Origin of the sequence: Limimaricola sp. AA108-03 (genome assembly GCF_050847355.1) — a bacterium.
Taxonomy (GTDB): Bacteria; Pseudomonadota; Alphaproteobacteria; order Rhodobacterales; family Rhodobacteraceae; genus Limimaricola.
The window spans coordinates 1,602,320-1,623,807 of the sequence record NZ_CP193755.1 but is presented as its reverse complement, the minus strand read 5'-3'; the positions used below and the strand labels follow the sequence as shown (position 1 = coordinate 1,623,807).

General features: G+C 65.6%; 22 protein-coding genes and 1 tRNA gene. 12 read left to right on the top strand and 11 right to left on the bottom strand.

The annotated features are described in order from the left end of the window. Window positions 1-133 precede the first annotated feature (133 nt). The 3 genes from ACRAQ3_RS07980 to ACRAQ3_RS07970 form a co-directional block, all read right to left on the bottom strand. Window positions 134-640 (bottom strand): cupredoxin domain-containing protein, encoded by a 507-nt coding sequence (locus ACRAQ3_RS07980; protein WP_432254243.1) that lies wholly within the window; start codon window positions 638-640, stop codon window positions 134-136. A 92-nt stretch (window positions 641-732) separates the two neighbouring features. Further along, on the bottom strand, window positions 733-1,629 hold the full coding sequence (locus tag ACRAQ3_RS07975; RefSeq protein ID WP_432254242.1) for a DUF305 domain-containing protein: 897 nt from the start codon (window positions 1,627-1,629) through the stop codon (window positions 733-735). Window positions 1,630-1,721: 92 nt separating this feature from the next. Then, window positions 1,722-4,073 carry a heavy metal translocating P-type ATPase gene (locus tag ACRAQ3_RS07970; RefSeq protein WP_432254241.1) on the bottom strand — a complete coding sequence of 784 codons (2,352 nt, stop codon included), beginning with the start codon at window positions 4,071-4,073 and terminating at the stop codon, window positions 1,722-1,724. Between the two features lie 168 nt (window positions 4,074-4,241). On the opposite strand from ACRAQ3_RS07970, the gene ACRAQ3_RS07965 reads away from it, so the two are divergent. From ACRAQ3_RS07965 to ACRAQ3_RS07955, 3 genes are all read left to right on the top strand, one after another. Beyond that, window positions 4,242-4,520, top strand: a complete 279-nt coding sequence (locus ACRAQ3_RS07965) for a metal-sensitive transcriptional regulator (RefSeq protein WP_085897830.1) — start codon at window positions 4,242-4,244, stop codon at window positions 4,518-4,520. 39 nt (window positions 4,521-4,559) lie between these two features. Beyond that, window positions 4,560-5,009: an ion channel gene (locus ACRAQ3_RS07960; RefSeq protein ID WP_432254240.1), complete on the top strand. Its 450-nt coding sequence runs from the start codon at window positions 4,560-4,562 to the stop codon at window positions 5,007-5,009. A 111-nt stretch (window positions 5,010-5,120) separates the two neighbouring features. Beyond that, window positions 5,121-5,741: a L,D-transpeptidase gene (locus ACRAQ3_RS07955; protein ID WP_432254239.1), complete on the top strand. Its 621-nt coding sequence runs from the start codon at window positions 5,121-5,123 to the stop codon at window positions 5,739-5,741. Between the two features lie 52 nt (window positions 5,742-5,793). Here the strand turns inward: ACRAQ3_RS07955 and ACRAQ3_RS07950 are convergent, their stop codons facing one another. The 3 genes from ACRAQ3_RS07950 to ACRAQ3_RS07940 all read right to left on the bottom strand — a co-directional run bounded on the left by ACRAQ3_RS07950 (window position 5,794) and on the right by ACRAQ3_RS07940 (window position 7,332). After that, window positions 5,794-5,973 (bottom strand): hypothetical protein, encoded by a 180-nt coding sequence (locus tag ACRAQ3_RS07950; RefSeq protein WP_432254238.1) that lies wholly within the window; start codon window positions 5,971-5,973, stop codon window positions 5,794-5,796. Between the two features lie 92 nt (window positions 5,974-6,065). Continuing rightward, on the bottom strand, window positions 6,066-6,635 hold the full coding sequence (locus tag ACRAQ3_RS07945) for a hypothetical protein (protein WP_432254237.1): 570 nt from the start codon (window positions 6,633-6,635) through the stop codon (window positions 6,066-6,068). A 265-nt stretch (window positions 6,636-6,900) separates the two neighbouring features. Beyond that, the gene (locus tag ACRAQ3_RS07940) at window positions 6,901-7,332 is read right to left on the bottom strand and encodes a MerR family transcriptional regulator (protein ID WP_269398262.1); all 432 of its coding nucleotides are present in this window, start codon (window positions 7,330-7,332) and stop codon (window positions 6,901-6,903) included. 164 nt (window positions 7,333-7,496) lie between these two features. Between ACRAQ3_RS07940 and merF the strand changes: the two genes are divergently transcribed. The 4 genes from merF to ACRAQ3_RS07920 all read left to right on the top strand — a co-directional run bounded on the left by merF (window position 7,497) and on the right by ACRAQ3_RS07920 (window position 10,922). Then, the gene (merF, locus tag ACRAQ3_RS07935; RefSeq protein WP_432254236.1) at window positions 7,497-7,736 is read left to right on the top strand and encodes a mercury resistance system transport protein MerF; all 240 of its coding nucleotides are present in this window, start codon (window positions 7,497-7,499) and stop codon (window positions 7,734-7,736) included. A gap of 11 nt (window positions 7,737-7,747) precedes the next feature. Next, the gene (gene merA, locus ACRAQ3_RS07930; RefSeq protein WP_432254235.1) at window positions 7,748-9,163 is read left to right on the top strand and encodes a mercury(II) reductase; all 1,416 of its coding nucleotides are present in this window, start codon (window positions 7,748-7,750) and stop codon (window positions 9,161-9,163) included. Window positions 9,164-9,226: 63 nt separating this feature from the next. Next, window positions 9,227-9,529: a hypothetical protein gene (locus ACRAQ3_RS07925; protein WP_432254234.1), complete on the top strand. Its 303-nt coding sequence runs from the start codon at window positions 9,227-9,229 to the stop codon at window positions 9,527-9,529. A 46-nt stretch (window positions 9,530-9,575) separates the two neighbouring features. Then, window positions 9,576-10,922 (top strand): dihydrolipoyl dehydrogenase family protein, encoded by a 1,347-nt coding sequence (locus ACRAQ3_RS07920; RefSeq protein ID WP_432254233.1) that lies wholly within the window; start codon window positions 9,576-9,578, stop codon window positions 10,920-10,922. A gap of 124 nt (window positions 10,923-11,046) precedes the next feature. On the opposite strand, the gene ACRAQ3_RS07915 is transcribed toward ACRAQ3_RS07920, so the two are convergent. Then, window positions 11,047-11,394 (bottom strand): DUF6525 family protein, encoded by a 348-nt coding sequence (locus ACRAQ3_RS07915; RefSeq protein WP_432254232.1) that lies wholly within the window; start codon window positions 11,392-11,394, stop codon window positions 11,047-11,049. Between the two features lie 392 nt (window positions 11,395-11,786). Between ACRAQ3_RS07915 and ACRAQ3_RS07910 the strand changes: the two genes are divergently transcribed. Then, window positions 11,787-12,989: an IS256 family transposase gene (locus tag ACRAQ3_RS07910; RefSeq protein ID WP_432254231.1), complete on the top strand. Its 1,203-nt coding sequence runs from the start codon at window positions 11,787-11,789 to the stop codon at window positions 12,987-12,989. A 23-nt stretch (window positions 12,990-13,012) separates the two neighbouring features. Here the strand turns inward: ACRAQ3_RS07910 and ACRAQ3_RS07905 are convergent, their stop codons facing one another. From ACRAQ3_RS07905 to ACRAQ3_RS07895, 3 genes are all read right to left on the bottom strand, one after another. Beyond that, entirely contained in the window at window positions 13,013-13,954 is a 942-nt protein-coding gene (locus tag ACRAQ3_RS07905; RefSeq protein ID WP_432254230.1) for a hypothetical protein, read from the bottom strand. A 39-nt stretch (window positions 13,955-13,993) separates the two neighbouring features. After that, window positions 13,994-14,068: transfer RNA gene (locus ACRAQ3_RS07900), tRNA-Asn, on the bottom strand. 69 nt (window positions 14,069-14,137) lie between these two features. Next, entirely contained in the window at window positions 14,138-15,019 is an 882-nt protein-coding gene (locus tag ACRAQ3_RS07895; protein ID WP_432254229.1) for an MBL fold metallo-hydrolase, read from the bottom strand. Between the two features lie 36 nt (window positions 15,020-15,055). Between ACRAQ3_RS07895 and ACRAQ3_RS07890 the strand changes: the two genes are divergently transcribed. From ACRAQ3_RS07890 to ACRAQ3_RS07880, 3 genes are all read left to right on the top strand, one after another. Then, window positions 15,056-16,372, top strand: coding sequence for an ATP-binding protein (locus ACRAQ3_RS07890; protein ID WP_432254228.1), 1,317 nt, complete (start codon window positions 15,056-15,058; stop codon window positions 16,370-16,372). Window positions 16,373-16,484: 112 nt separating this feature from the next. Then, window positions 16,485-16,661 (top strand): hypothetical protein, encoded by a 177-nt coding sequence (locus ACRAQ3_RS07885; protein WP_269398513.1) that lies wholly within the window; start codon window positions 16,485-16,487, stop codon window positions 16,659-16,661. A gap of 226 nt (window positions 16,662-16,887) precedes the next feature. After that, window positions 16,888-17,106 carry a VPEID-CTERM sorting domain-containing protein gene (locus tag ACRAQ3_RS07880; protein WP_432254227.1) on the top strand — a complete coding sequence of 73 codons (219 nt, stop codon included), beginning with the start codon at window positions 16,888-16,890 and terminating at the stop codon, window positions 17,104-17,106. Window positions 17,107-17,121: 15 nt separating this feature from the next. Here ACRAQ3_RS07880 and xrtE read toward each other — a convergent pair whose 3' ends face one another. Beyond that, complete coding sequence (gene xrtE / locus ACRAQ3_RS07875; RefSeq protein ID WP_432254226.1) at window positions 17,122-18,711, bottom strand: exosortase E/protease, VPEID-CTERM system; 1,590 nt, start codon at window positions 18,709-18,711, stop codon at window positions 17,122-17,124. 518 nt (window positions 18,712-19,229) lie between these two features. On the opposite strand from xrtE, the gene ACRAQ3_RS07870 reads away from it, so the two are divergent. Then, entirely contained in the window at window positions 19,230-20,537 is a 1,308-nt protein-coding gene (locus tag ACRAQ3_RS07870) for a flagellar hook protein FlgE (protein ID WP_432254225.1), read from the top strand. Window positions 20,538-21,488: the final 951 nt, after the last annotated feature.

The following is a 21,488-nucleotide window of genomic DNA, read 5'->3' as shown; positions in this document are numbered from 1 at the left end:
CATGAGGGGGCAGGGCCAGTGTCGCATTGATCTGCATCAATCGGGGCAGGGCGCTCAGCCGCTGTCGAAGCCATCCTGCTCGCTCGGACGCGCGGGTCGGGCCGCGCGGGCACCTCACCGCTCCGGGATTGTGTCAGCTCGCTTCCAGCTCGACCTCGCCCTTCATGCCGGCTTCGAGATGGCCCGGAACGTTGCAGGCGTAGCCGACCCGGCCGTCCTCGGGAAAGGTCCAAACGATCTCGGCGCTCTCGCCCGGCTCCAGCAGCACGCTGTTGGGGTCGTCATGCGCCATGCCCATCTCCTGCATCTTCTCGTGATCGACGCGGCGCATGCTCATCATGCCCTTGCGCATCATCGCCTGCATCTCGTCCTCATGCGCGGCCCAGCTGTCGGGGGTGCCGAGGTTGAACTCGTGGAACAGCCGGCCTTCGTTGCTCACGACGAAGCGGATCGTTTCGCCAGCGGTGACCTCTAACGAGGCGGGGGTATAGCTCATCTCGTCCATGGCGATCTCGACGATCCGGTCGATCTCCGAAGGATCACCCGGTTCGCCGATGCCTTGGGCGGAGCCGTGGCCCGGCCCGGCGAGGGCGCCACCGGCGAGGGGAACGAGGGCGAGTGCGGTGATCAGGCTCTTCATTGGCGGTCCTTTCGCTCAGATGTCGGCAAAGCGCCGGACCCTGTCAGGTCCGGCGTGATAGCGCAAATGGGGGAAGCGGAGTTCTGCCGGGATCAAGCCGAGCAGTCGAGGAAGCCGCGATAACCCACCCGCAGGCCCTCTTCGAGATGGAATGTCATCTCGGCCTCGGCGCGGCGCAGGCTGCCATCGGTGTCGGTCCAGTCGGCGCCCGGGTCGGGCATGACGGAGACATCGACGCCCTCGGCCGCGAACCGCGCGCCGTCTTCCAGCGTCTCGACGGCGATCGGGCCACCGGCGGCCAGCGGGATCAGCACGCCAGACAGCTTGATCGCGCCGTTCTCGCCTGCCATGGCGAGGACCGGCTCGCCTTCGTTTGTGCGACGGAACTCGCAGGTCGCGTCGCGTTCGAGCGCGGTCTCGATCTCTTCGGGGGTCAATCCCGCCGGGTCGAGGCCGGCCAGTTGCGCGGAGTCCAGCGCCTCCTCGACGGTGCCTTCCTCGGCGGGCGCTTCGGATTCGCCGAGCGCCGGGTCCGTAGCGATGCCGTTCTCCTCGATATCGGCGATCAGGTGGCGCATCTCGCCGATCTCCTTGCGCTGCGCGGCGATGATCTCGTCGGCGAGCTTGCGCACGCGCGGATCCTCGATCTGCGCCCGTTCGGAGGTCATGATCGCGATCGAATGGTGCGGGATCATCGCCGCCATGTAGCTGGTGTCGTCCACCGTCTCTTGACTACGAATGAGCCAGAGCGTCAGGCCGAACACCGCGACGGCGCCCGCGTAGATCGCGACATTGATCGCCTTGCTCGAATACATCGACAGCATGAAGCTGAGCATGATCACCGCCATCGCCGCACCCATCAGGAGCGCCATGTAGGTCCGGGTCTCGCTGAAGAAGACGTGCTCGAAGGCATAGGTGTTGATGTACATCAGCCCGAACATCACCACCGTCGAGGTCGCGATCATCGCGGCAAAGCGCCAGTAGGACATGGAAACTCTCCTTTTACTGCCGGACCGGGGAGGGTCCGTCTACATACGAAGGGGCGCCGCCGGACCGCTGGCCCGGCGGCGCCCCGGTTGGTTCAGTTCGTCTCGAAGCCGACCCGCGCCGCCCGCAGGCGCAACGCGTTGCCAATCACCGAGACCGAGGACAGGCTCATCGCCGCGGCGGCGATGATCGGCGACAGCAGCAGCCCGGTGAACGGGTAGAGCAGGCCTGCCGCCACCGGCACGCCGAGGCCGTTGTAGAGGAAGGCGAAGAGCAGGTTCTGCTTGATGTTGCGGACCGTGGCGCGGCTCAGCCGCCGGGCGGTCACCAGCGCCGTCAGGTCGCCGCGGACAAGCGTGATGCCGGCGCTTTCGACCGCGACGTCGGCGCCGGTGCCCATGGCGATGCCGACATCGGCGGCCGCCAATGCAGGCGCGTCGTTCACCCCGTCGCCGGCCATCGCCACCGTGCGGCCCTCCGATTGCAGCCGCCGGATCGCCGCCTGCTTGTCGGCGGGCAGAACCTCGGCGATCACCTCGTCGATACCGAGATCGGAGGCCACGGCGCGGGCGGTGACCGCGTTGTCGCCGGTCAGCATGACGATCCTGAGCCCTTCCTCGTGCAGCGCCGCGATGGCCTTGGGCGTCGTTTCCTTGATCCTGTCGGCCACCGCGACCAGCCCGGTCGCGCGACCGTCGACGGCCACGAGGATCGCCGTCCGCCCCTTGCGACGCGCGGCATCGGCCCGCTCGGACAGGGATGCCGTGTTGGCGCCCGCTTCCTGCATCATCGCGACATTGCCGATCGCGACGTTGCGGCCCGCGACCCGGCCCGAGATGCCCTTGCCGGTGATGCTGTCGAAGCTTTCGACCTCGGGCAGGGGGATGCCACGCTCGTTCGCGCCCTCGACGATGGCGCGGGCCAGCGGGTGTTCGGACTGCGCCTCGAGCGCGGCGACGAGGCCCAGAAGCTCCTCCTCCGCCATGCCCTCGGTTACCACCTCGACCAGCGCCGGGCGGCCCTCGGTCAGCGTGCCGGTCTTGTCCACTACCAGCGTGTCGACGGCGGCGAAGCGTTCGAGTGCGGCGGCGTTCTTGATCAGCACGCCGTGTCCAGCGCCCTTGCCGACGCCAACCATGATCGACATCGGCGTGGCGAGGCCCAGGGCACAGGGACAGGCGATGATCAGCACCGACACGGCAGAGACCAGCGCGAAGGCCATGGCCGGGTCGGGGCCGAACAGGCTCCACACCACGAAGGCAAGGAGGGCGACGCCGACCACCGCCGGGACGAAGTAACCCGACACCTTGTCGGCGAGCTTCTGGATCGGCGCCTGGCTGCGCTGCGCCTCGGCCACCATGGCGACGATGCGATTGAGCATCGTCTCGGCGCCGACCTTCTCGGCGCGCATCACGAAGCTGCCGGTCTGGTTCAATGCCCCACCAGTGACCGGGTCGCCCTCCGCCTTCTCGACCGGGATCGGCTCGCCGGTGATCATGCTCTCGTCGATCGAGGAGCGACCTTCGACCACCACGCCGTCCACCGGCACGCTTTCGCCCGGCCGCACCCGGAGCCGGTCGCCCGATCGGACCATGTCGAGCGGCACGTCACGCTCGCCCTGCGCGTCGACCAGCCGCGCCGTCTTGGGCGCGAGGTCGAGAAGCGCGCGGATCGCCCCCCCAGTGCGTTCGCGCGCGCGCAGTTCCAGAAGCTGGCCCAGCAGCACCAGCGTAACGATCACCGCCGCCGCCTCGAAATAGACGCCGACCTCGCCCTCGTGACCGCGAAACTGCGGCGGAAACAGCTGTGGCGCGACGGTGGCGACGACCGAGTAGACATAGGCGACGCCGACGCCGAGCGCGATCAGCGTGAACATGTTGAGGCTGCGACGGACGATCGAGGCCCAGCCGCGTTCGAAGAACGGCAACGCCGCCCAGAGCACCACCGGCGTGGCGAGGATCAGCTCGATCCAGTCGAGCATTGGCGCGGAGATGATGGCGAAGGCATGGGGTGCGAAGTGCCGCCCCATCGCGATCACCGCCAGCGGTACGGTCAGCACCGCGCCCAGTACGAAGCGGCGGCGGAAGTCGAGATATTCCTCGCTCGGGCCTTCGGTCATCGGAATGCCCTTGGGCTCGAGCGCCATGCCGCAGATCGGGCAGGAACCGGGACCGACCTGCTCGATCTCGGGATGCATCGGGCAGGTGTAGATCACGTCTTCGCGCTCGGGCGGCGCGGCCTTCAGCGCGGGATCGAGGAAGATCTCGGGCCTTGTGTCGAACCTCTCGCGGCACTTGGCCGAGCAGAAATAGAAGGTCTCGCCCTCGTGCTCGGATACATGCTTCGCGGTCTCGACATCGACCGACATGCCGCAGACCGGATCGGTCGCGGTGCGGTCGCCGGGCAGATCGTGGTGATGCGCATGCGCATGGCAATCGTGGTCCATGGCGCGTCCTCCTTTGCTCCGAAAGCGCCGACTCGGCGCCCCGATGCCTCAGTATACCCCAGTGGGGTATATGTCGTCGAGATACCCACATAGGGTATGTTCGGAACCGGTCGGATGGCGTATGGTTCCATGGGCCGGAGGCAGAAGGCTTGGCTGGAGGCGATGAGCATGCAGGAAAAGCAGAACAAGGCGGCGATCCAGAAGCGGCTGGCGCGGCTCGAGGGTCAGGTCCGGGGGATCTCGCGCATGGTCGAGGAGGACCGCTACTGCGTCGATGTGCTGGCCCAGACCGCGGCGGTGCGTTCAGCGCTGAAGGCGGTCGAGCGGCTGTTGATCGAGGATCACACCAATCACTGCCTCGAAGCCGCGATCCTTTCGGGCAATCCGGACGAGCAGCGCACCAAGTTCCGCGAAATGGTCGCTCTGCTCGAAAAGGCGCGTGACTGATCCGCGATACGATCCGATAAGCCATGCCGTCGAGGTCGCATGATCCTGGCCATCGTGATATCCGCCGTCGTCGTGGCGCTGTGCAGCGCCATTCACTATGTCACGCTCAAGCAGGTCTCGGATGCAATCGCATCCGGCCCGGCCTATGCCCGGGGCCGTCATCTCTCCATGACGATCGGCGCGATCACCGTGGCGCATGTGATCGAGGCGCTGATCTACACCTTCGCCTTTGTCTGGGCGGTGCAGGGATTGCAGATCGGCGACCTGAAGCCTTCCTCACCCGATGCGCCCGACCCGACGCTCATGGACTACTTCTATTTCTCGCTGGTCAATTTCACCACGCTGGGCCGCGGCGATCTGAACCCGGATGGCCATCTGCGCTTCATCACCGGAATCGAGGCGTTCCACGGCTTCCTGACGATCACAGCCTCGGGCTCATTCATGCTCCAGGTGATGGGGGGCAAGGCACCCTTGTCCCACGAGGGCTGACCCGTTCGCACCGATCATCGGAAAGATATCCTTGCGATATCGAACTGGCCGAACCGAATCGGCCCGAATATTCTTGGTCTGTCACAGGCGACCAATCACGAGGCGAGTGGTATGCAGAGAAGACAGTTTCTGACGCGGATGGCGGGGTTCGGTCTAACCGGGACTGCCTTGCCGGGCCTGGCGCAGGCGCATGCGGGGGGCGCGCTGCCCGAAAAGTTCCTGCCACGCGAGGTCGAGATCGCATCGGGCATTCCCGCGGGCGAGATCCACGTGATGCCGGACGAGTTCGCGCTCTACTGGACGCTGTCCGAAGGCCGCGCGATCCGCTACAGCGTCGGCGTCGGGCGCGCGGATCTCTATCACGCCGGCAGCTACGTCGTTCAGGTCAAGAAGGAATGGCCGAGTTGGAAGCCGACCCCGGCCATGGTGCGGCGCGAGCCCGAGAAATACGAGAAATACGCCGAGGATGGCATGCCCGGCGGTCTCGACAACCCGCTCGGGGCACGGGCGCTCTATCTCTTCGTCGACGGCCGGGACACCTATCTGCGCATCCACGGCACCAACCAGCCCTCGACGATCGGTCAGGCGGTTTCGAACGGCTGCGCTCGGCTGGTGAACGACCACATCATCGAGCTTTACGATAAGGTCCCCTTGGGCACGAAGGTCTTCCTCTACCCGAAGGCGGGCAACCCGTACCGGCCGGACCAGCACGGGATGGACCACCACGCCTGAACGAGGTGACAAAGGCAAGACGCCTTCAGGCGCGCCGTCCGAGATGTCGTGCTCAGCCGCTGGCGGCCTCGCCATTCGCCGCGATGCGCTTCTGATGAGCGCGCGCGCATTCAGGCCATTTCTCATGCGGTCGATGAAGGTTCGCCTCGATCTCGAACTTGGCGGGGCGATCCACAAAGCTTGGCCTGTCGCGCTGATTGCCGTTGCTGACCACCGACACCGCGCCAAACAAGGCTGATCTCGCGTGGCACCCGGATGAGCTATCGAGTGGAGTCGATTGGGTCGTTCAGCAAGGTTCGGGCGGCGAGCTCCATTGCCATCGCGCTATCCGCTGCTGCGCGCGTGCGCGCAGCGGAAAGCGCCCTTAGACGACGGGAGGCTTTGGTTGGGCTTCGATGCGGACGCCGCCAATCGATTGTCCTTCGAAACCCACTCGACCTTTTCGCCCTCATCGCGTCCGCGCTTCAGAGCCTGTGTGACATATGCAAAAGAGCTAAGAAGCAGGAGCCAGCGAGCGAATGGCGAGAGGCCCCGCAACGGTGCGGGTAGTGTCAGCGGGGTGAAAAGCGCGATGATCCACAGATACGGTAGGGCCTGTGCCGTGGAGGCCCGGAGATCGGCCTTTAGAAGATGCGCTTGCCAGTGCTCGGCATGTCTTTCATGCCCGTCGATATGCGTTCTGCGGATCGCCGCGTAGGCTGTCACCCTCATCGAGAGAATGGCGAAAACGTTCGACCTCACAAACGCGTCCAAGCCGATATCGCCGACGGCGCGCAGGACGCGCCTGGTGTCGATGCCGATCTGCGGAAAGGCCGCGGCAAGGGCCGATGAAGGCACCCCCGCTTCTACTGGGAAGCCCCCTTGCTTGCGCAGCTTTTCGGCTGGCGCTGCCAAATGCTCAGGGCCCCAAATGCACGGCCCGAACGGGGGCAGTCAGCACCGGTATACTGATGGAAAGACTGCTATCCACACTGCGCCTTTCGTTTTCCCGAGGCAAATTCTTCATGCGCCGTGGCTGTTTCAGCCCTTTCGAATGGTGCTTGGGCTGAAGGATAGGGGACCGGTCTGGTACGATTTGGCCTGTGACAGCAGCCTGAGGGCGGAGTTCCCGCTCGGGCAAGGAGGAGGGGGGAGTCCGGAAGTGAAAAAACGACCCTGTTTAAGGCGTCATTCTCTTGAGCGAGAGCACATCAAGAAGAGGGCAGTCCGGCGTGCCCGCTCCAGTGCAGCTCGAGATCGTTTCAGACAGAATGGTCTCGATGGCCTGAAGATCGCTAATCTTTGCCCGGACCACCTCGAGGTGATGGCGCCCCATCTTTTCGACATGAGCGCAGGTGTGTTCGCCTCGATCAACCAAGGACAGCAGGCCTTGGATTTCTTTCATGGTGAAGCCGAGTTCCCGGGCGCGTATGATGAAACTCAGACGCTCGACATGCATCGCTCCATATTGCCGGTGGCCAGAGGGGCTGCGCGGCGGATCGGGCATCAGCCCGACATTCTCGTAGTAGCGGATGGTCTCGAGATTGCAGCCGGTGTGCTGCGCGAGTTCCGAGCGCTTCAACACAGTCGCATCGCCGTGACCGGATGGCATCGAGAAATCCCTTGATCCTGTAGTGGCTACAGACCCTACATTGCCGGTCACTACGCAGCAATCAAGGGCGCAGCGATGACATCTGGACATGAGAACAGGCAGCGGCAGGCTGGGCAAGTAGGCGCATCCGAAGGACCGGCCCGCCTTATGGCGAAGGCTTGGTCATGAGATCCGAGAATGAGCATCCTGCCTCCGACCCCGCCCGAACCGGCCTCTTGAGGTTCGGCCTGATCGGCACTGTGATCGTGGCGCTGTGCTGCTTCACCCCGATCCTGGTGGTCCTGCTGGGCGCGGTCGGGCTGTCGGCGCTGCTGGGCTGGCTCGACATCGTTCTGCTGCCAGCGCTCGCGGTGTTCATCGGCATCACCCTCTATGCGCTCTGGCGGCGCCAAAGCACCAACTGAGAGAGTCTGCCATGAGAGATTGCTGCACCCCCAAGGGCGGCGCCTACGACCTAGCCGTCATCGGCGCCGGCTCGGCCGGGTTCTCGGCCGCCATCACCGCCGCAGAAACTGGCGCACGGGTCGCCCTGATCGGCGACGGGACCATCGGCGGCACATGCGTCAACGTCGGCTGCGTGCCTTCCAAGGCGCTGATCCGCGCGGTGGAGGGCCTGCACCATGCGCGCGCTGCGACCCGGTTCGACGGCATCGAGGCCGGGGCCGACGTCACCGACTGGGCCGCGACGGTGGTGCAGAAGCAGGCGCTGGTGGAGGAGTTACGGGCGGCGAAATACGCCGACGTGCTGCCCCGGCACGAGAACATCGACTACGTCGAGGGCCGCGCCCGGTTCGATGATGCGGGCGGGCTCACCGTGGGCGGCGATGCCTTCCCGGCGGCGAAGATCGTCATCGCGACCGGCGCCCGCCCGCATGTGCCGGCGATCCCCGGTATCGAGGCGGTCGACGCCCTCGACAGCACCTCGGCGCTGGAGCTGACCAAATTACCCACCTCGATGCTGGTCCTCGGCGCGGGCTATATCGGGGTGGAACTGGCGCAGTTATTCGCCCGTGCCGGTGTCGAAGTGACGCTGGTCAGCCGCCGCGCCGTGCTGCCGGAGGCCGAGCCCGAGGTTTCCGAGGCGCTGGAAGGCTACCTTTCCGAGGAAGGCATCCGCTTGGCGCGGGTCAGTGGCTACGAGAGCATGGCACGCGACAGCGGCGGGGTGCGCCTGACCGCAACAGGCGGAGAGAGCTTCGGAGCCGAGCAACTGCTGCTCGCCACCGGTCGGGTGCCGAACAGCGACGGGCTGAACCTCGACGCGGCCGGGATCGAAATGGATGCACGGGGCGGTATCGTTGTCGACGCGCAGATGCGCACCGCCAACCCGAACGTCTGGGCGGTGGGCGATGTCACCGGGCGGGACCAGTTCGTCTACATGGCGGCTTATGGCGCCAAGCTCGCTGCCCGCAATGCGGTGGCGGGCGAGGCGCGCAGCTATGACAATGGCACGATGCCCTGGGTGGTGTTCTCCGACCCGCAAGTGGCGGGCGTGGGGCTGAGCGAGGCGCAGGCCCGGGCCGCCGGACACGAGGTGGTCACCTCGGTTCTGCCGCTCGACGCCGTGCCGCGCGCGCTGTCCGCCCGCGACACGCGCGGGCTGGTCAAGCTGGTGGCGGATGCCGGGAGCAAGCGGCTCCTGGGCGCGCAGATCCTCGCCCCCGAGGGCGCGGACAGCATCCAGGCGGCTGCGATGGCGCTCAAGGCTGGCATGACCTACGAAGAGCTGGGCGACACCATCATGCCCTATCTCACCACCGTCGAGGGGCTGAAGCTCGCCGCCCAGACCTTCGAGAAGGACGTGGCCGCGCTCAGCTGCTGCGCCGGGTGACCCCATGAGCGAGAGATCGAAGCGCGACCTCCTTGGCTCGGCCCTCAGCGCCGTCCTTGCGTGGTGGCTGCCTATCGGCGCCAAGCTCTTGGCGATCCCGCTGCCCGACGGCCCAAGACCGCGATCTGGGTGCTGGCGCTGGCATGGATGGGTGGCGCCTGCCTTCTCAACATCCGGCGCTGCGGCCGGGTGCATTGCCGCTACACCGGGCCCTTCCTGCTGGCGATGACGCTGCCGGTGCTGGGGCATGGCACCGGGCTGGTGCCGCTGGGCGAGGCTGGCTGGCTATTGCTCGGCCTTTCGATTGGCGCTGGCACAGCGGTGATCTGGGGACTGAGCGAACGACTGCTAGGCCGCTACCGTTGAGACCCAGCACCACAATTGCCCGACCTATGGAAAACGAGGAGCAGAGATGACCGACACGCTCGACCTGATCGTCATCGGCGCCGGCATGGCCGGGATCAACGCCGCGAAGAAATGCAGCAAGGCCGGCTGGTCCACAGCCATCGTCGACGAGCTGCCCTATGGCGGCACCTGCACGCTCAGGGGCTGCGACCCGAAGAAGATGCTGCGCGCCGGGGCCGAGGCGGCCGAGGCCGCCCGGCGACTTTCCGGCAAGGGCATCACCGGCGAGACCCGGATCGACTGGCCGGCGCTGATGAAGCACAAGGAGAGCTTCACCGACCCCGTGCCCGAAAACATGGAAAGCGGCCTGAAGGAGGCCGGGGTGCGGACGCTGCATGGCCGCGCGCGCTTCACGGCCGAGGATCGGCTCGCGATCGACGGTCACGGCGAGATCGCCTTCCGCCACGCGCTGATCGCCACGGGGGCAAAGCCGCGGCTGCTGGATTTCCCCGGCACCGAGAAGCTGATCGACAGCAACGACTTCCTGAACCTCGCCGAACTGCCGCGCCGGATCGTCTTCGTCGGCGGCGGCTACGTCTCCTTTGAGTTCGCGCATATCGCGGCGCGGGCCGGGGCGCAGGTGACGATCCTCGACCGCGGCGCGCGACAGTTGAAGATGTTCGATCCGGATCTCGTCGACATGCTGATCGAGCGCAGCCGCGCCGCCGGGATCGAGATCGTGGCCGAGGCCGTGCCGGAGAGCATCGAGGATGCAGACGGCACGCACCACGTGATCTATCGGAAGGCGGGGGAGAGCCACGCCATCGAGGCCGACCTCGTCGTCCACGGCGCAGGCCGCGTGCCCGCCATCGACCATCTCGACCTCGCCGCTGCCGGGATCGAAATTGAGAATGGCGGCGTGAAGGTCACCCCTTGGCTGCAATCCCCGTCGAACCCGCGCATATATGCCGCCGGCGACGCGGCCGCCTCGCCCGGCAAACCGCTGACCCCGGTGGCAGTGTTCGAGGGCAAGATCGCGGCCTCGAACATGCTGAAGGACAAGCGCACCGAGCCGGACTACACCGGCGTTCCGAGCGTCGTTTTCACCATTCCCGAACTGGCGCGGGTCGGCCTGCTTGAGGAGGAGGCACGAGCAAGGGGCGATGTCGATGTCAGCTTCACCGACACCTCGGGCTGGTTCTCGCAGAAGCGGCTGGGAGAAAGCCATGCGGGCGCGAAGATCATCACCGGCAAGGACGGCAAGATCCTCGGCGCGCACATGTTCGGCCCGGACTATGCCGAGCTGATCAATGTCTTCTCCCTGGCGATCAAGCTGGGGCTGACGGCGGCGCAGGTGAAGGCCATGCCGGCAGCCTACCCGACAGGGGCATCCGACGTCGGGTCGATGTTCTAAAAAGAACAGCGGCCCTTCGCCGCGCGATCCACCAATGTCGGTTAAGGGCCGTTCGCGACGCTTTGGCAGAGCGGGCGGGAAACGGTCGTTCGCTGCTCGCGCCAGGGAGGGCCGCTCTACTGGTCTACCTCTGATGCATACTGACGCTGGAAGGTCCGCTTCGCGCGCGGGATGCAGCAGGAACAGGAAGAGTCCCGGTATCAATGCCCGGATGTGCCTCGCTCCAGATCCTGGGAATATCTCGCAACAGAGTGCTTCGCTCAGCTTGTTCAAGGGCCGCTATTACAGCGGCCAGATCCTCCCCATGTCGAGCCGATGCTCGTCGCCAGATCCTGAGGGCCGACCGAGCGCTCCTGGGCAAGCGGGCTTGGCTCAACCATTGCCGCAAGGCAGGCGGCAGGGCATCGAACTCACGCATCGGGTTGGCCCGGGGCCGTCTGCGCAGGGACGTATTGAGGTTGCGTGCAATCATGCCGGGGTACCGTGAGCAAAGCCGCGCTCGCAACCGATGACTGCGGCGACTTAAGAGTTTGTATTCGGCGCGGAGGCGCCCTTAATGGCCTCGACGAGAGTGAAGCAAGCGGCGCTCAAGCCATGTCCAAGCGGCCCGCTTAGCGTTGCATCTTCTCGCCACGCCTGATTGGGAAGCGCGATTTCGTGCGGATGGGCCCTGAAATCATGGGCGCCGAAACATCGCGTCGCCACCGGGCGACCTTTGCATGGATGCAATAGCTTCAAGACACGGCAGCATGGGTCGGCCATGGGATTCGGTCATGTCCCTGGGCGTGGTGTAGCTGAGGCGGCCATCGGGTTTCTCGGTAGGGTCGGGTTGCGAAAGCCAACCTGAACCGAGGGATGCCCCCGATGACCAAACCCATGATGGACCTGAGAGAGCTCGTCGAGAAGAGCGGTGATGCGGATCTTCTACGCGAGATGATCGGCTTTGCCGCCGAGCGCCTGATGGAGCTCGAGGTCGGCGGCCAGACCGGCGCCGCCTATGGCGAGAAGAGCCCTGAGCGTCGGGCGCAGCGCAACGGCTACCGTGACCGGGACTGGCAGACGCGGGCCGGGAACGTGGAGCTGCGCATTCCCAAGCTGCGGACGGGAAGCTACTTCCCCTCGTTTCTCGAGCCCCGGCGAGCCGTGGAGAAGGCGCTGACGGCGGTCATTCAGGAAGCCTATGTGCATGGCGTCTCGACGCGCGCCATGGACGATCTCGTGCAGGCCATGGGCGGCACCGGCATCTCGAAGAGCCAGGTCAGTCGGCTGTGCGAGGAGATCGACGAGCGGGTCGATGCTTTCCTGACTCGACCGATCGAGGGCGAGTGGCCCTATCTCTGGATCGACGCCACCTACCTGAAAGTCCGCCAAGGCGGCCGCATCGTGTCCGTCGCCGTCACCATCGCCGTGGGTGTGAACACCGATGGCCGTCGCGAGGTGCTTGGCATGGCCATCGGGCCCTCCGAGGCGGAGACGTTCTGGACCGATTTTCTGCGCGATCTCGTGCGCCGAGGGATGTCCGGCGTGAAGCTGGTGGTCAGCGATGCCCACGAAGGCATCAAGGCCGCTACGGCTCGTGTGCTGTCCACGACCTGGCAACGGTGCCGTGTACATTTCCAGCGAAACGCCTTGGCCCATGCCGGCAAGAGCAGCCGGCGCGTGGTCTCGGCCTTCATCGCCACGGCCTTTGCCCAGCCCGACCACAGCGCGGCCAGAACGCAATGGCGCCTCGTGGCCGACCAGATGCGGGGCAAGCTGCCGAAGCTCGCCACCCTCATGGACGGGGCCGAAGAGGATGTCCTTGCCTACATGACCTTTCCTCAGCAGCACCGGGCAAAGTTGCACTCCACGAATCCGATTGAGCGATTGAACGGGGAAATCAAACGGCGCACCGATGTCGTCGGCATCTTCCCCAATGAGGCCGCCATCCGTCGCCTGGTGGGAGCGATCCTGATGGAGCAGACCGAGGAATGGGCCGTGCAGCGCTCCCGCTACATGACGCTGGAAACGCTCGCGCCAGTCTGCGACGATCCCATCGTCAGCCTGCCTGCCGCGCAGACGGACTGATCAGCTCGGCCCGCCGACACCAGTCAGGCCAGCCAAGAGCTACACCACGTCGTGGGACACGATCTTTCGGGCATGGCTTTCGATGCCTTGGCGTCAGGGGTTACCTCGTCGGCGGCGACTTCAATACGGGGCGAGAAACCCGTCCGTGGCGCGTCGTGAGGCTGCTTGGAGGCCGCTGTCGCGATGGTCGACGCGTCGTCCATTGCCGGCATGGCAGGCGGCATGATCGGTGCCGGATGCGCCAGCGGTTCAAGAGGCTGGACGACAGCCGATGGGGTTCCCCCATCGAGTAGGGAGCGAGCTGTCTGGAAGGCCGGTGACGGCCCCCCGAAGTCGCCCTGATCGCGGCGGAGGTTCTCCTGCTCGGCATCGAGCATGACGCGGAGCGCGCGAAACGCGAGCCGCTGCCAGTCGGGATCGGCTTCGTCGAGAGCGATACCGAGACGCAAGGCGACCTCACGGAGCGGCTGGCGGGCCCGCTCACGGTCGCGGCTCGCGATAGCGTGCCGCAGCGTCTCGACGGCAGCATTGGCGCAAGCCAGTTCGTAAGCGGCAACTTCGGGCGTTCGAGATGGGGCCATCTCGCGCGCGACATCGGCCGCTTCGATCAGGAAGCGGCAAAGCTCCACGAGGAGCCTTTCCATGATGTCGGGCGCGATCGCCATCGTTCTCTCCGTCACTCCGGCGAAGGCGATGTCGCTCAGAAGCGCAAGTTTCTGAGCGAGGACCTTCGCGTCGGGAAGGACGTGGGATCGTAGCGGGAAGAGGAGTGCGATCTTTTTCGATGGGGTCCAGATCTTCAGGACACGTCGAGGCCAGCGTCGGCGCCAGTGGACGCCTGACGGCCGGTATTCGAGGTGCGACTGTGCCGAGACTTGGGACCGCATGTCTTCGACTCCTGTGCCAGCGGTTGTGACCGGCGGTGAGACAGGAATCGCATGCAAAAAGAGCTTCTTCGACGCCATGTCGAAAAAGCCCTTCAGAAGCAGTAGCTTAGAATTATTTGGCTCCGGCGGTAGGGATCGAACCTACGACCAATTGATTAACAGTCAACTGCTCTACCGCTGAGCTACGCCGGAACATGTGGGCGATATACAGTTATTGGATCGGGGGTGTCCAGAGGCCGGGGCGGAAAAATTTCGCTCCCCTCACGTCAGCTTGAATCGGGCCTCGGCAAGACCGGGCGTTTCGGCGATCGCGTGGTTTCGCGACATGAGATCAAGGAGATGCGCGAGGACGTTGCGGCGCGCCGCGCCCTGCAACTCGGCCGGGATGTCGACGTAGAGTTGCCGCGTGATTTCACTCGCATCGGCGGGGCCCTTCGAGAGGACGCGGACGATCTGCGCCTCGCGCTCGGCGCGGTGCGACAGCAGCCAGTCGATCCGGGGCGCCGGCCGGTCGACCGGTGCGCCGTGGCCAGGATAGAGCCGCCGGGGCTGCAGCGCCCGCAGCCGCGCGCAGGAGCGGCGGAACTCCGCGAGGTCGCCATCGGGTGGCGAGATCAGGGTGCTGGCCCAGCCCATCACCAGATCGCCCGAGAATACCGCCCCCCGCCAGGCGAAGCACAGATGCCCGGCCATGTGGCCCGGCATGTGCAGCGCGGTGACCGGCGTGCCGCCCGCGCCGATCCGCTCGCCTTCGCGCAGGATCCGATCGGGCCGGAAGGCCGCGTCGAGACCTTCGCCGCCGCCAAGACCGGCCTCGGCCAGCCGCCGCATCAGCGGGCTGCGCCCGGCATGCGCGGTCCCGAACCCGCAGATCGGTGCGCCGGTGGCCTCCGCGAGGGCAGGGGCCAAGGCGGAATGATCGCGATGCGCGTGGGTGACGAGGATCGCCTCGACCGGGCGGGCGTCGATCTCGGCCAGCAATGCCGCGAGATGTCCGTTCTCGGCCGGGCCGGGGTCGATCACGAGGAGCCGGTCGCGGCCCAGTACGTAGCTGTTGGTGCCGGGCCCGGTCATCGGCGAGGGATTGGCCGCGCGGAGCCGCACCAGCCCCGGCTCGAGGCGTGCGCGGGCGTCGTCGCTCATGCTTTTCCTTTCCGGTCCGGGCGGCTAGCTTGCGCCATGACCTTCGACTGGTTGAAACGATGGATGCCGCGCGGTTTGCAGGGCCGCGCCGCGCTGATCCTCCTGCTGCCCGTGGTCACCCTCCAGCTGGTGATCTCGATCAGCTTCGTGCAGCGCCATTTCGAAGGCGTCACGCGGCAGATGACAAGATCCGTGCTGATCGATCTGCGCTATGTGGCCGAAACCGTGAATGCAATGCCGGGGCGCGCCGCCGCGGCCGAGGCGGCGGCCCGGCTGGGCGAGCCGCTCGAACTCGAGACCCGCTTTGCCCCGGCGCCGCCCGGCGGCGATTCGGTCAAGCCGTGGGATCTGTCGGGTCAGCAGGTCATCGCCACGCTACGGTCCGGGCTCGACGACGTGCAGGCGGTCGAGCTGACCGCCGGGCGTCAGGTCTCGGTCTGGGCCGGCACCGATCACGGGACGCTGCAGCTGGGCTTCGACCGGCGCCGGGTGTCGGCCAGCAACCCGCACCAACTGATCGTGCTGATCGTGGTGCTCGGCGCGCTGCTGACGCTGGTGGCCTATCTCTTCATGCGCAACCAGCTGCGGCCGATCACCCGGCTCGCCGCGGCGGCCGCCGCCTATGGCAAGGGACGGCTCGTGCCCTACAGGGCGGGCGGTGCCTCGGAGGTGCGGGCTGCGGGGATGGCCTTTCTCGACATGCGCGCGAGGATCGAGCGGCAGAGCCAGGCCCGGCGGCTGATGCTGTCCGGGATCAGCCACGACCTGCGCACGCCGTTGACGCGGCTCAGGCTCGGCCTGTCGATGCTGCCGGAGGAGGAGGTGGGTCCGCTGGTCGGCGACGTGGACGAGATGCGCCGGCTTCTAGACGCGTTTCTCGATTTCGCGCGGGGCGATGCGGGCGACGAGGTGGAGCGGATCGACCCCGAGGAGCTGACCGCGCGGGTGGTCGAGGATGCGCGGCGCACCGGGCAGGCGGTGGAGATGCGGCCGGTGCAGGGCAGGAGCGAAGCGATGCCGCTGCGACCCACGGCGCTGCGCCGCGCGCTCGAGAACCTGATCGGCAACGCGCTGCGCTATGGCACGCGCTGCGAGGTATCGCTGATCGTGTCGCCGCGCAGCTTGCGGCTTCTGGTCGAGGATGACGGACCCGGCATCCCCGAAGCGCGCCGCGAAGAGGCGATGCGCCCCTTCACCCGGCTCGATCCCGCGCGCAACCAGGATCGCGGCACCGGCGTCGGCCTCGGCCTCGCCATCGTGGCGGATATCGCCCATGCGCATGGCGGCGCGCTGCATCTGGGCGACAGCGAGCGGTTGGGTGGGCTCAGGGCCGAGCTGGTGCTGGCGCGCTGAAGCATCTCTTCAGATGGCAGGCGGAGGTCCGGTCGGATCCGGCCCGGACCCGATCCGTCCATGGGGCGTTGGCCCGCCATCAGCCAAAGGAATCGAGATGACTTACAATTCCATGATGCCGGTCTTCTTCCTGCTCGCGGCCTGCGCCGAGATGCAAGGTGAGACGGGCGTGACGACCCCCGCAGGCGCCGATGGCACCGCATTCAATGATGAAGACCGCGCGGATTATCGGCCCGGCGGCGACCCTGTCTTGCAGACCGGTGGCGGCCTCAACGACGAAGAGGATTGAGTATGTCGATATTCCTGTTCCACCCCTGACGAGTGCGACGAAGCGAGTAGCGGCGGGCATCATCTCGGGCGGACCGGACATTTTTGCGCCGGAAAGCGACAACAATAATTCCGCCGCGCCGCCACTGTTTAGTTAGGCCGGACATTGCGTCGAATTTGGCCCCAAACCCTTGCGAAACATGTCGCATTTGCGTCTTTTTAACGGAGCAAATGTGAGGGGATCGACCATGAAGACTGCCGTGCGACTCGCAACCAGCGCCGCATTCCTTGCCGCCATGGCAACGCCAAGCTTCGCGACATGGCGTTTTTCCTGGCGTGACTGGTACGCCTACAAGAGCAAGCCGCATGCGGTTCCGGAGATCGACGCGTCGAGCGGCTTGCTGGCTGTCGCTGCCGTGGCCGCGATGCTGATCTTCGCGTGGGAGCGGAATAGAAAGCGCGGCTGAGCGGCCCCGCCGTCTTCAGATCAGGGCCCAGTTCCCGCTCGAAACGGCCCACAGGGCAACGACGGCATTGGCCGAGACATGGGCCGCGACGGCATCGCCGACGCGGCCTCGCCGTATCAACAAGGCCGAGAACACCAAGCTCGCCATTCCGGCGGCAAGCCATTGCCCATGCAGAAGGGCGAAGCCCATAGCCGATATGGTAAAGGCCAGAAAGCGAAGACGCATACTGCCATCATCGATCCGGGCGTGCAGGTAGCCTCTGAAGAAAAGCTCTTCGATCATCGGTACCAGAATAATGGTCCCGACGAGCCGGGCCCCGATCCATAGTGCCAGAGCAGCACCACCGATCGGCCCGGCAAGATCGGTGATCGTGGCCTGTGCGCCGCTTGCCACGCCGGCGAAGATCCAGCCGATCCCCACGACTCCGCCCGCGGCAAGAGAGAGCACATCCGGGCGCCATTCCAGCCGCGCGTAGACCTGTGAGAATAGCGCCAGCGACAAGGCCATGGCGATCACCCGCCACGGGTAGCCCGCCTCGGGCGCAGTCCAGAACGCCGAAACGACGATGCCCGAGATCATGAAGACCACGAAGGGCAGGATCCGCGCCGCATCCCAATCTCGCAACAACGGCGTGCGCGCAGATGGAGCGGCGCGGTTTCGGTGCAGCCAGGGCAGGCTTTGGGCCAGGGCCAGGATCAGCAATGCCAGAATGGTGAAGGCGAGCCAGCCGGCATAGCTGTGGAACCCGTTCACCGCGAGGTCCGGGGCGCCACCCACGCCGATCATCACCAGGATGGCGATCCGGATGACGTTGAATACCCAACTCAGGCCAAGTGCCAATGGCCAGAGCACCAGCCAGAGCCGGCGCTGCCGCAGCGTGTCGCGAAATAGGACCGCGTAGAGGCCGACGAAGCCGGTGACCAAGGCCAGCCCCTCGACCCCGGAACAGGCCGCCGCGATCTGCACGAAGAAGTCATTGGCGCCGATGATGTATTCCGAGACATCGACCATGACCGCGAGTCCGCTCATCGACATGATCAGCGCCACAGCCTGGAATGTCGGCCGCGCCAGCCAGTCCCAGTTCCAGAGCATGCCGCTCGTCGTCGCGGCCTCGGGCAGCAGCGCTGCGATCAGGGCGAGCCATACCGGCACCCAGCGCTGGTCGGCGAACCAGACGGCCCAGCCACGCGGCGACACCATCCAGAACGCACCCCCCAGAGCCCCGGCGAGCGCCCCGGCCGCCATGATCGGCAGTGCCGTTTCCAGCCGGTCCTGCAGCAGGGCCGGACCGAAGAGGATCACCGGCGAGAAGATCAGCGCTATCCCCAATGCGTGAATGGCGGGCCAGAGGCCGGACGTCGCGCCGCCGCTCAGGGCCACGAGGGTCTTCCCGGCCTTGGGCCGGGCCACGAAGTAAAGCGACAACGCCGCAATGACGGTGATCCCGCGCCCGAGCGATCCGCGCAGCTGTTGGCACCACAGTTCCGCCGCACTGGCGCGACACTCGACCGACACGCCGAACTGATAGACGGCGACGATCATCAGCGTCTCGACAAAGAAGAGAACGCAGAGCAAGGCCAGACGTGGCTGGGAAAGATAGGTCAAGAAACGGGTCCTGTGGGCAGTCGGTAACGGTTCTTCGAACGCGTGCCTTAATCGAGGATCAAACCATGACGAAGCTCGCGCTCCCTTAAAGCTTTCGCCCCGATTTGGGGCGTCAATTTGCTTTGGCTTGGTCGATTGTTCGACCGATCGTCCGTCTGTTTCCAAGGGGCCAGCGGACCAGCGACTTGGCATGCCGGGTCATGCGGCTGATGGCCGGCGGCGGCCGAGCGAAGCGTCGCGTCCCGGAGCTCATCTCGATGCCTGAAAGAGATTGCCCGGCTCGTCCCAGCCCCGGGAAGATTCATAGGGTGTTGATTTGGGTCCGATGGACAAACGCCTTTGCCCGGAGTGGCTTACGGCCGAATTGTGAACGGCGCCGCCACACTGTTGCCACAATCATCGTTCCTATGGGCAGCAAGAAACTAGTACTTTTGGGTAGCGACCTGACCCACTCACCTCATCGGCTCGTCAGAAGCCGTGGACGTCAGGGGCCTGCACCAGAGACAAAGGGCAGATCTATGAGCATCTCCTATGCGATGCAGACCGGCGTGAGCGGTCTGCGCGCCAATTCCACGGCGGTGGGCCGGATCTCGGAGAACATCGCCAACGCCAACACCGACGGCTACCGGCGCAGCTTCGTGCAGATGGTGACCACCAGCACGCTGAGCGACAATGCCGGGATCGCGCCCTCGGGCGTAAGAGCGGTTCAGGGTTCGGATGTCAGCACAGGCGGCGCCGTGCGAACGACGGCCAGCGCCACCGATCTGGCGATCGGCGGGCAGGGGTTCTTCGTGGTCTCGAAGCAGCCGGGCGAGACCAACGAGGCGAACTTCATGCTGACCCGCGCCGGCTCGTTCCTGCCCGACGAGAACGGCGATCTGCGCAACGCCGCCGGCTACTACCTCGCGGGCTTTCCCTACGACCAGACCGCCTCGATCGGCAATGTCGACCGCAACCAGTTCGGCGACCTGAGGACCGTCAATCTCGGCAGCCTGTCGCAGACCGGCTCGCCCACCGGCGAGATGACCGTCAGCGGCAACATCCCGGCCCAGCAGACCGGGCTGGCCACCCCGGGCGAGCCGTTCCTCAGCTCGGCCGAGTATTACAGCCCGCTGGGCGAGGCCGAGCGGATGCAGTTCTCCTGGCAGCCCAGCGCCACCGCCAGCCAGTGGACGCTGAGCATCTCCGGCGCCGACGGCGCGCAATACGGCGAGGTCACCGTCGACTTCCACGACAGCGGCCCGCTCGCCGGCGCGCCGCGGCTCTATTCGAATGCCACCTCCAACGCCGCGGCGCCGGCGGGCTTCGCCTTCGACGCCGCCACCGGCATCGCGACGCTGACCGTCGACAACGGCGCCGTGCCGCAGACCATCGAGGTCTCGATCGGCGCGCCCGACAGCCACACCGGCATGACCCAGTTCGCCGGCGACTACTCGGCGCTCAAGATCGGCGCCGACGGCGCCGAGAGCGGCGTGCTGGTGCGCACCGAGATCGACGAGCGCGGCGACGTCTACGGCGTGTTCAACAACGGCAGCCGCAAGCCGCTCTACAACATCCCGCTGGCCGAGGTCGCCAACCCCGACGGGCTCCTGGCCGCCGACGGCAACGCCTACGTGCTGTCGCGCAACTCCGGCAAGTTCAGCCTGAACCAGGCCGGCGAGGGCTCGGCCGGCGGGCTGACCGCCGGGGCGCTGGAGAGCTCCAACGTCGAGGTGGCGCAGGAGCTGACCGACCTGATCAGCACCCAGCGCGCCTATTCCTCCAACGCCAAGATCGTCACCACCGTCGACGAAATGCTGCAGGAAACCACCAACCTCAAGCGCTGATCACGGTGAAGTCCAAGGGGCCGCGCCGGATCGGAATGATCCGCGCGGACCTCTGTAGGCGGGTAATGATTCCGCTTCGGGGCATGGCCAACAATTGGTGCCAGTCGGTCCGCCGAAGCGATTCAACTTCCGATGGTGCAGGTCCGATCGCACCGAGCTCCAGGGGAAATCGCCATGAGGGCCTCATGACCCTTCGGGACGCGGAAATTTCGGACATTGCTTCCCGCCAGCCGCTGCAACTCGGCGCCTCGGCGGGTGTCTTGGTAGGCCCGGAGGGATTTGAACCCCCAACCAAACCGTTATGAGCGAGCCGTCTCGCGACTAAGTAACTGAAATATTGCAGATCGCGCTCAGCTATCTCAAAACATTTCTCTCAAATAGCGGTGTTTTGCCATGGTTTCGGTTCGACGAACCCCAAGCCGCCCGTCGTATAGCGAGACATAAAGAATGCACTGTCGCCCGGAAGGAATCGACGCGAAAGCGCTTGGGCGGCCACCCTGCAACACCAAACCCTAAAGATGATACCTACTGAAGCACCTCGAAGCAAAAGAAACTACCGCATCAAACCTTTCCATGATATGATGCATTTTGCTCGGATGTGAAACGCCGAGGAAGATAGTCCAACAACACCGCGCCCTCGGGCGCAGATAACTCGGATCCCGGACGGCAATCTGGGATGAAAGTTAAAGCGGCAGGCTCTTCGAGGCTCGTCGCCGTGTTGGAGGGCTATCGGATGTCTCCATAAAGAATTTTTCAAGCTCCTGTAACGCCTGAACGCTGGCTCTATCGAAAAATTTTTCGATGGGCTTTGGTTTCGCGTGAATTGGCCAATATGAACTCAGGAGCAATTATTCCGCTCTTCTCGCACAGGGCTCCAGTGGAACCTTGCCGCACTTTTGCGCCTGCTATCCATTGGGGAAAACGGCGGGAAAAAGGTGAAGTTACCGAGTC

Excerpts from the sequence above, each read along its gene's own strand:
- ACRAQ3_RS07955 (WP_432254239.1), top strand. The coding sequence starts at position 5,121 with ATGCAGAGAAGACAGTTTCTGACGCGGATGGCGGGGTTCGGTCTAACC.
- ACRAQ3_RS07975 (WP_432254242.1), bottom strand. The coding sequence starts at position 1,629 with ATGTCCTACTGGCGCTTTGCCGCGATGATCGCGACCTCGACGGTGGTG.
- merF (WP_432254236.1), top strand. The coding sequence starts at position 7,497 with ATGAGATCCGAGAATGAGCATCCTGCCTCCGACCCCGCCCGAACCGGC.
- ACRAQ3_RS07895 (WP_432254229.1), bottom strand. The coding sequence starts at position 15,019 with ATGAGCGACGACGCCCGCGCACGCCTCGAGCCGGGGCTGGTGCGGCTC.
- ACRAQ3_RS07910 (WP_432254231.1), top strand. The coding sequence starts at position 11,787 with ATGACCAAACCCATGATGGACCTGAGAGAGCTCGTCGAGAAGAGCGGT.
- ACRAQ3_RS07880 (WP_432254227.1), top strand. The coding sequence starts at position 16,888 with ATGAAGACTGCCGTGCGACTCGCAACCAGCGCCGCATTCCTTGCCGCC.
- ACRAQ3_RS07870 (WP_432254225.1), top strand. The coding sequence starts at position 19,230 with ATGAGCATCTCCTATGCGATGCAGACCGGCGTGAGCGGTCTGCGCGCC.
- merA (WP_432254235.1), top strand. The coding sequence starts at position 7,748 with ATGAGAGATTGCTGCACCCCCAAGGGCGGCGCCTACGACCTAGCCGTC.
- ACRAQ3_RS07885 (WP_269398513.1), top strand. The coding sequence starts at position 16,485 with ATGATGCCGGTCTTCTTCCTGCTCGCGGCCTGCGCCGAGATGCAAGGT.
- ACRAQ3_RS07960 (WP_432254240.1), top strand. The coding sequence starts at position 4,560 with ATGATCCTGGCCATCGTGATATCCGCCGTCGTCGTGGCGCTGTGCAGC.
- ACRAQ3_RS07965 (WP_085897830.1), top strand. The coding sequence starts at position 4,242 with ATGCAGGAAAAGCAGAACAAGGCGGCGATCCAGAAGCGGCTGGCGCGG.
- ACRAQ3_RS07970 (WP_432254241.1), bottom strand. The coding sequence starts at position 4,073 with ATGGACCACGATTGCCATGCGCATGCGCATCACCACGATCTGCCCGGC.
- ACRAQ3_RS07940 (WP_269398262.1), bottom strand. The coding sequence starts at position 7,332 with ATGCCATCCGGTCACGGCGATGCGACTGTGTTGAAGCGCTCGGAACTC.
- ACRAQ3_RS07915 (WP_432254232.1), bottom strand. The coding sequence starts at position 11,394 with ATGATTGCACGCAACCTCAATACGTCCCTGCGCAGACGGCCCCGGGCC.
- ACRAQ3_RS07980 (WP_432254243.1), bottom strand. The coding sequence starts at position 640 with ATGAAGAGCCTGATCACCGCACTCGCCCTCGTTCCCCTCGCCGGTGGC.
- ACRAQ3_RS07890 (WP_432254228.1), top strand. The coding sequence starts at position 15,056 with ATGACCTTCGACTGGTTGAAACGATGGATGCCGCGCGGTTTGCAGGGC.
- ACRAQ3_RS07920 (WP_432254233.1), top strand. The coding sequence starts at position 9,576 with ATGACCGACACGCTCGACCTGATCGTCATCGGCGCCGGCATGGCCGGG.
- ACRAQ3_RS07905 (WP_432254230.1), bottom strand. The coding sequence starts at position 13,954 with ATGGCGTCGAAGAAGCTCTTTTTGCATGCGATTCCTGTCTCACCGCCG.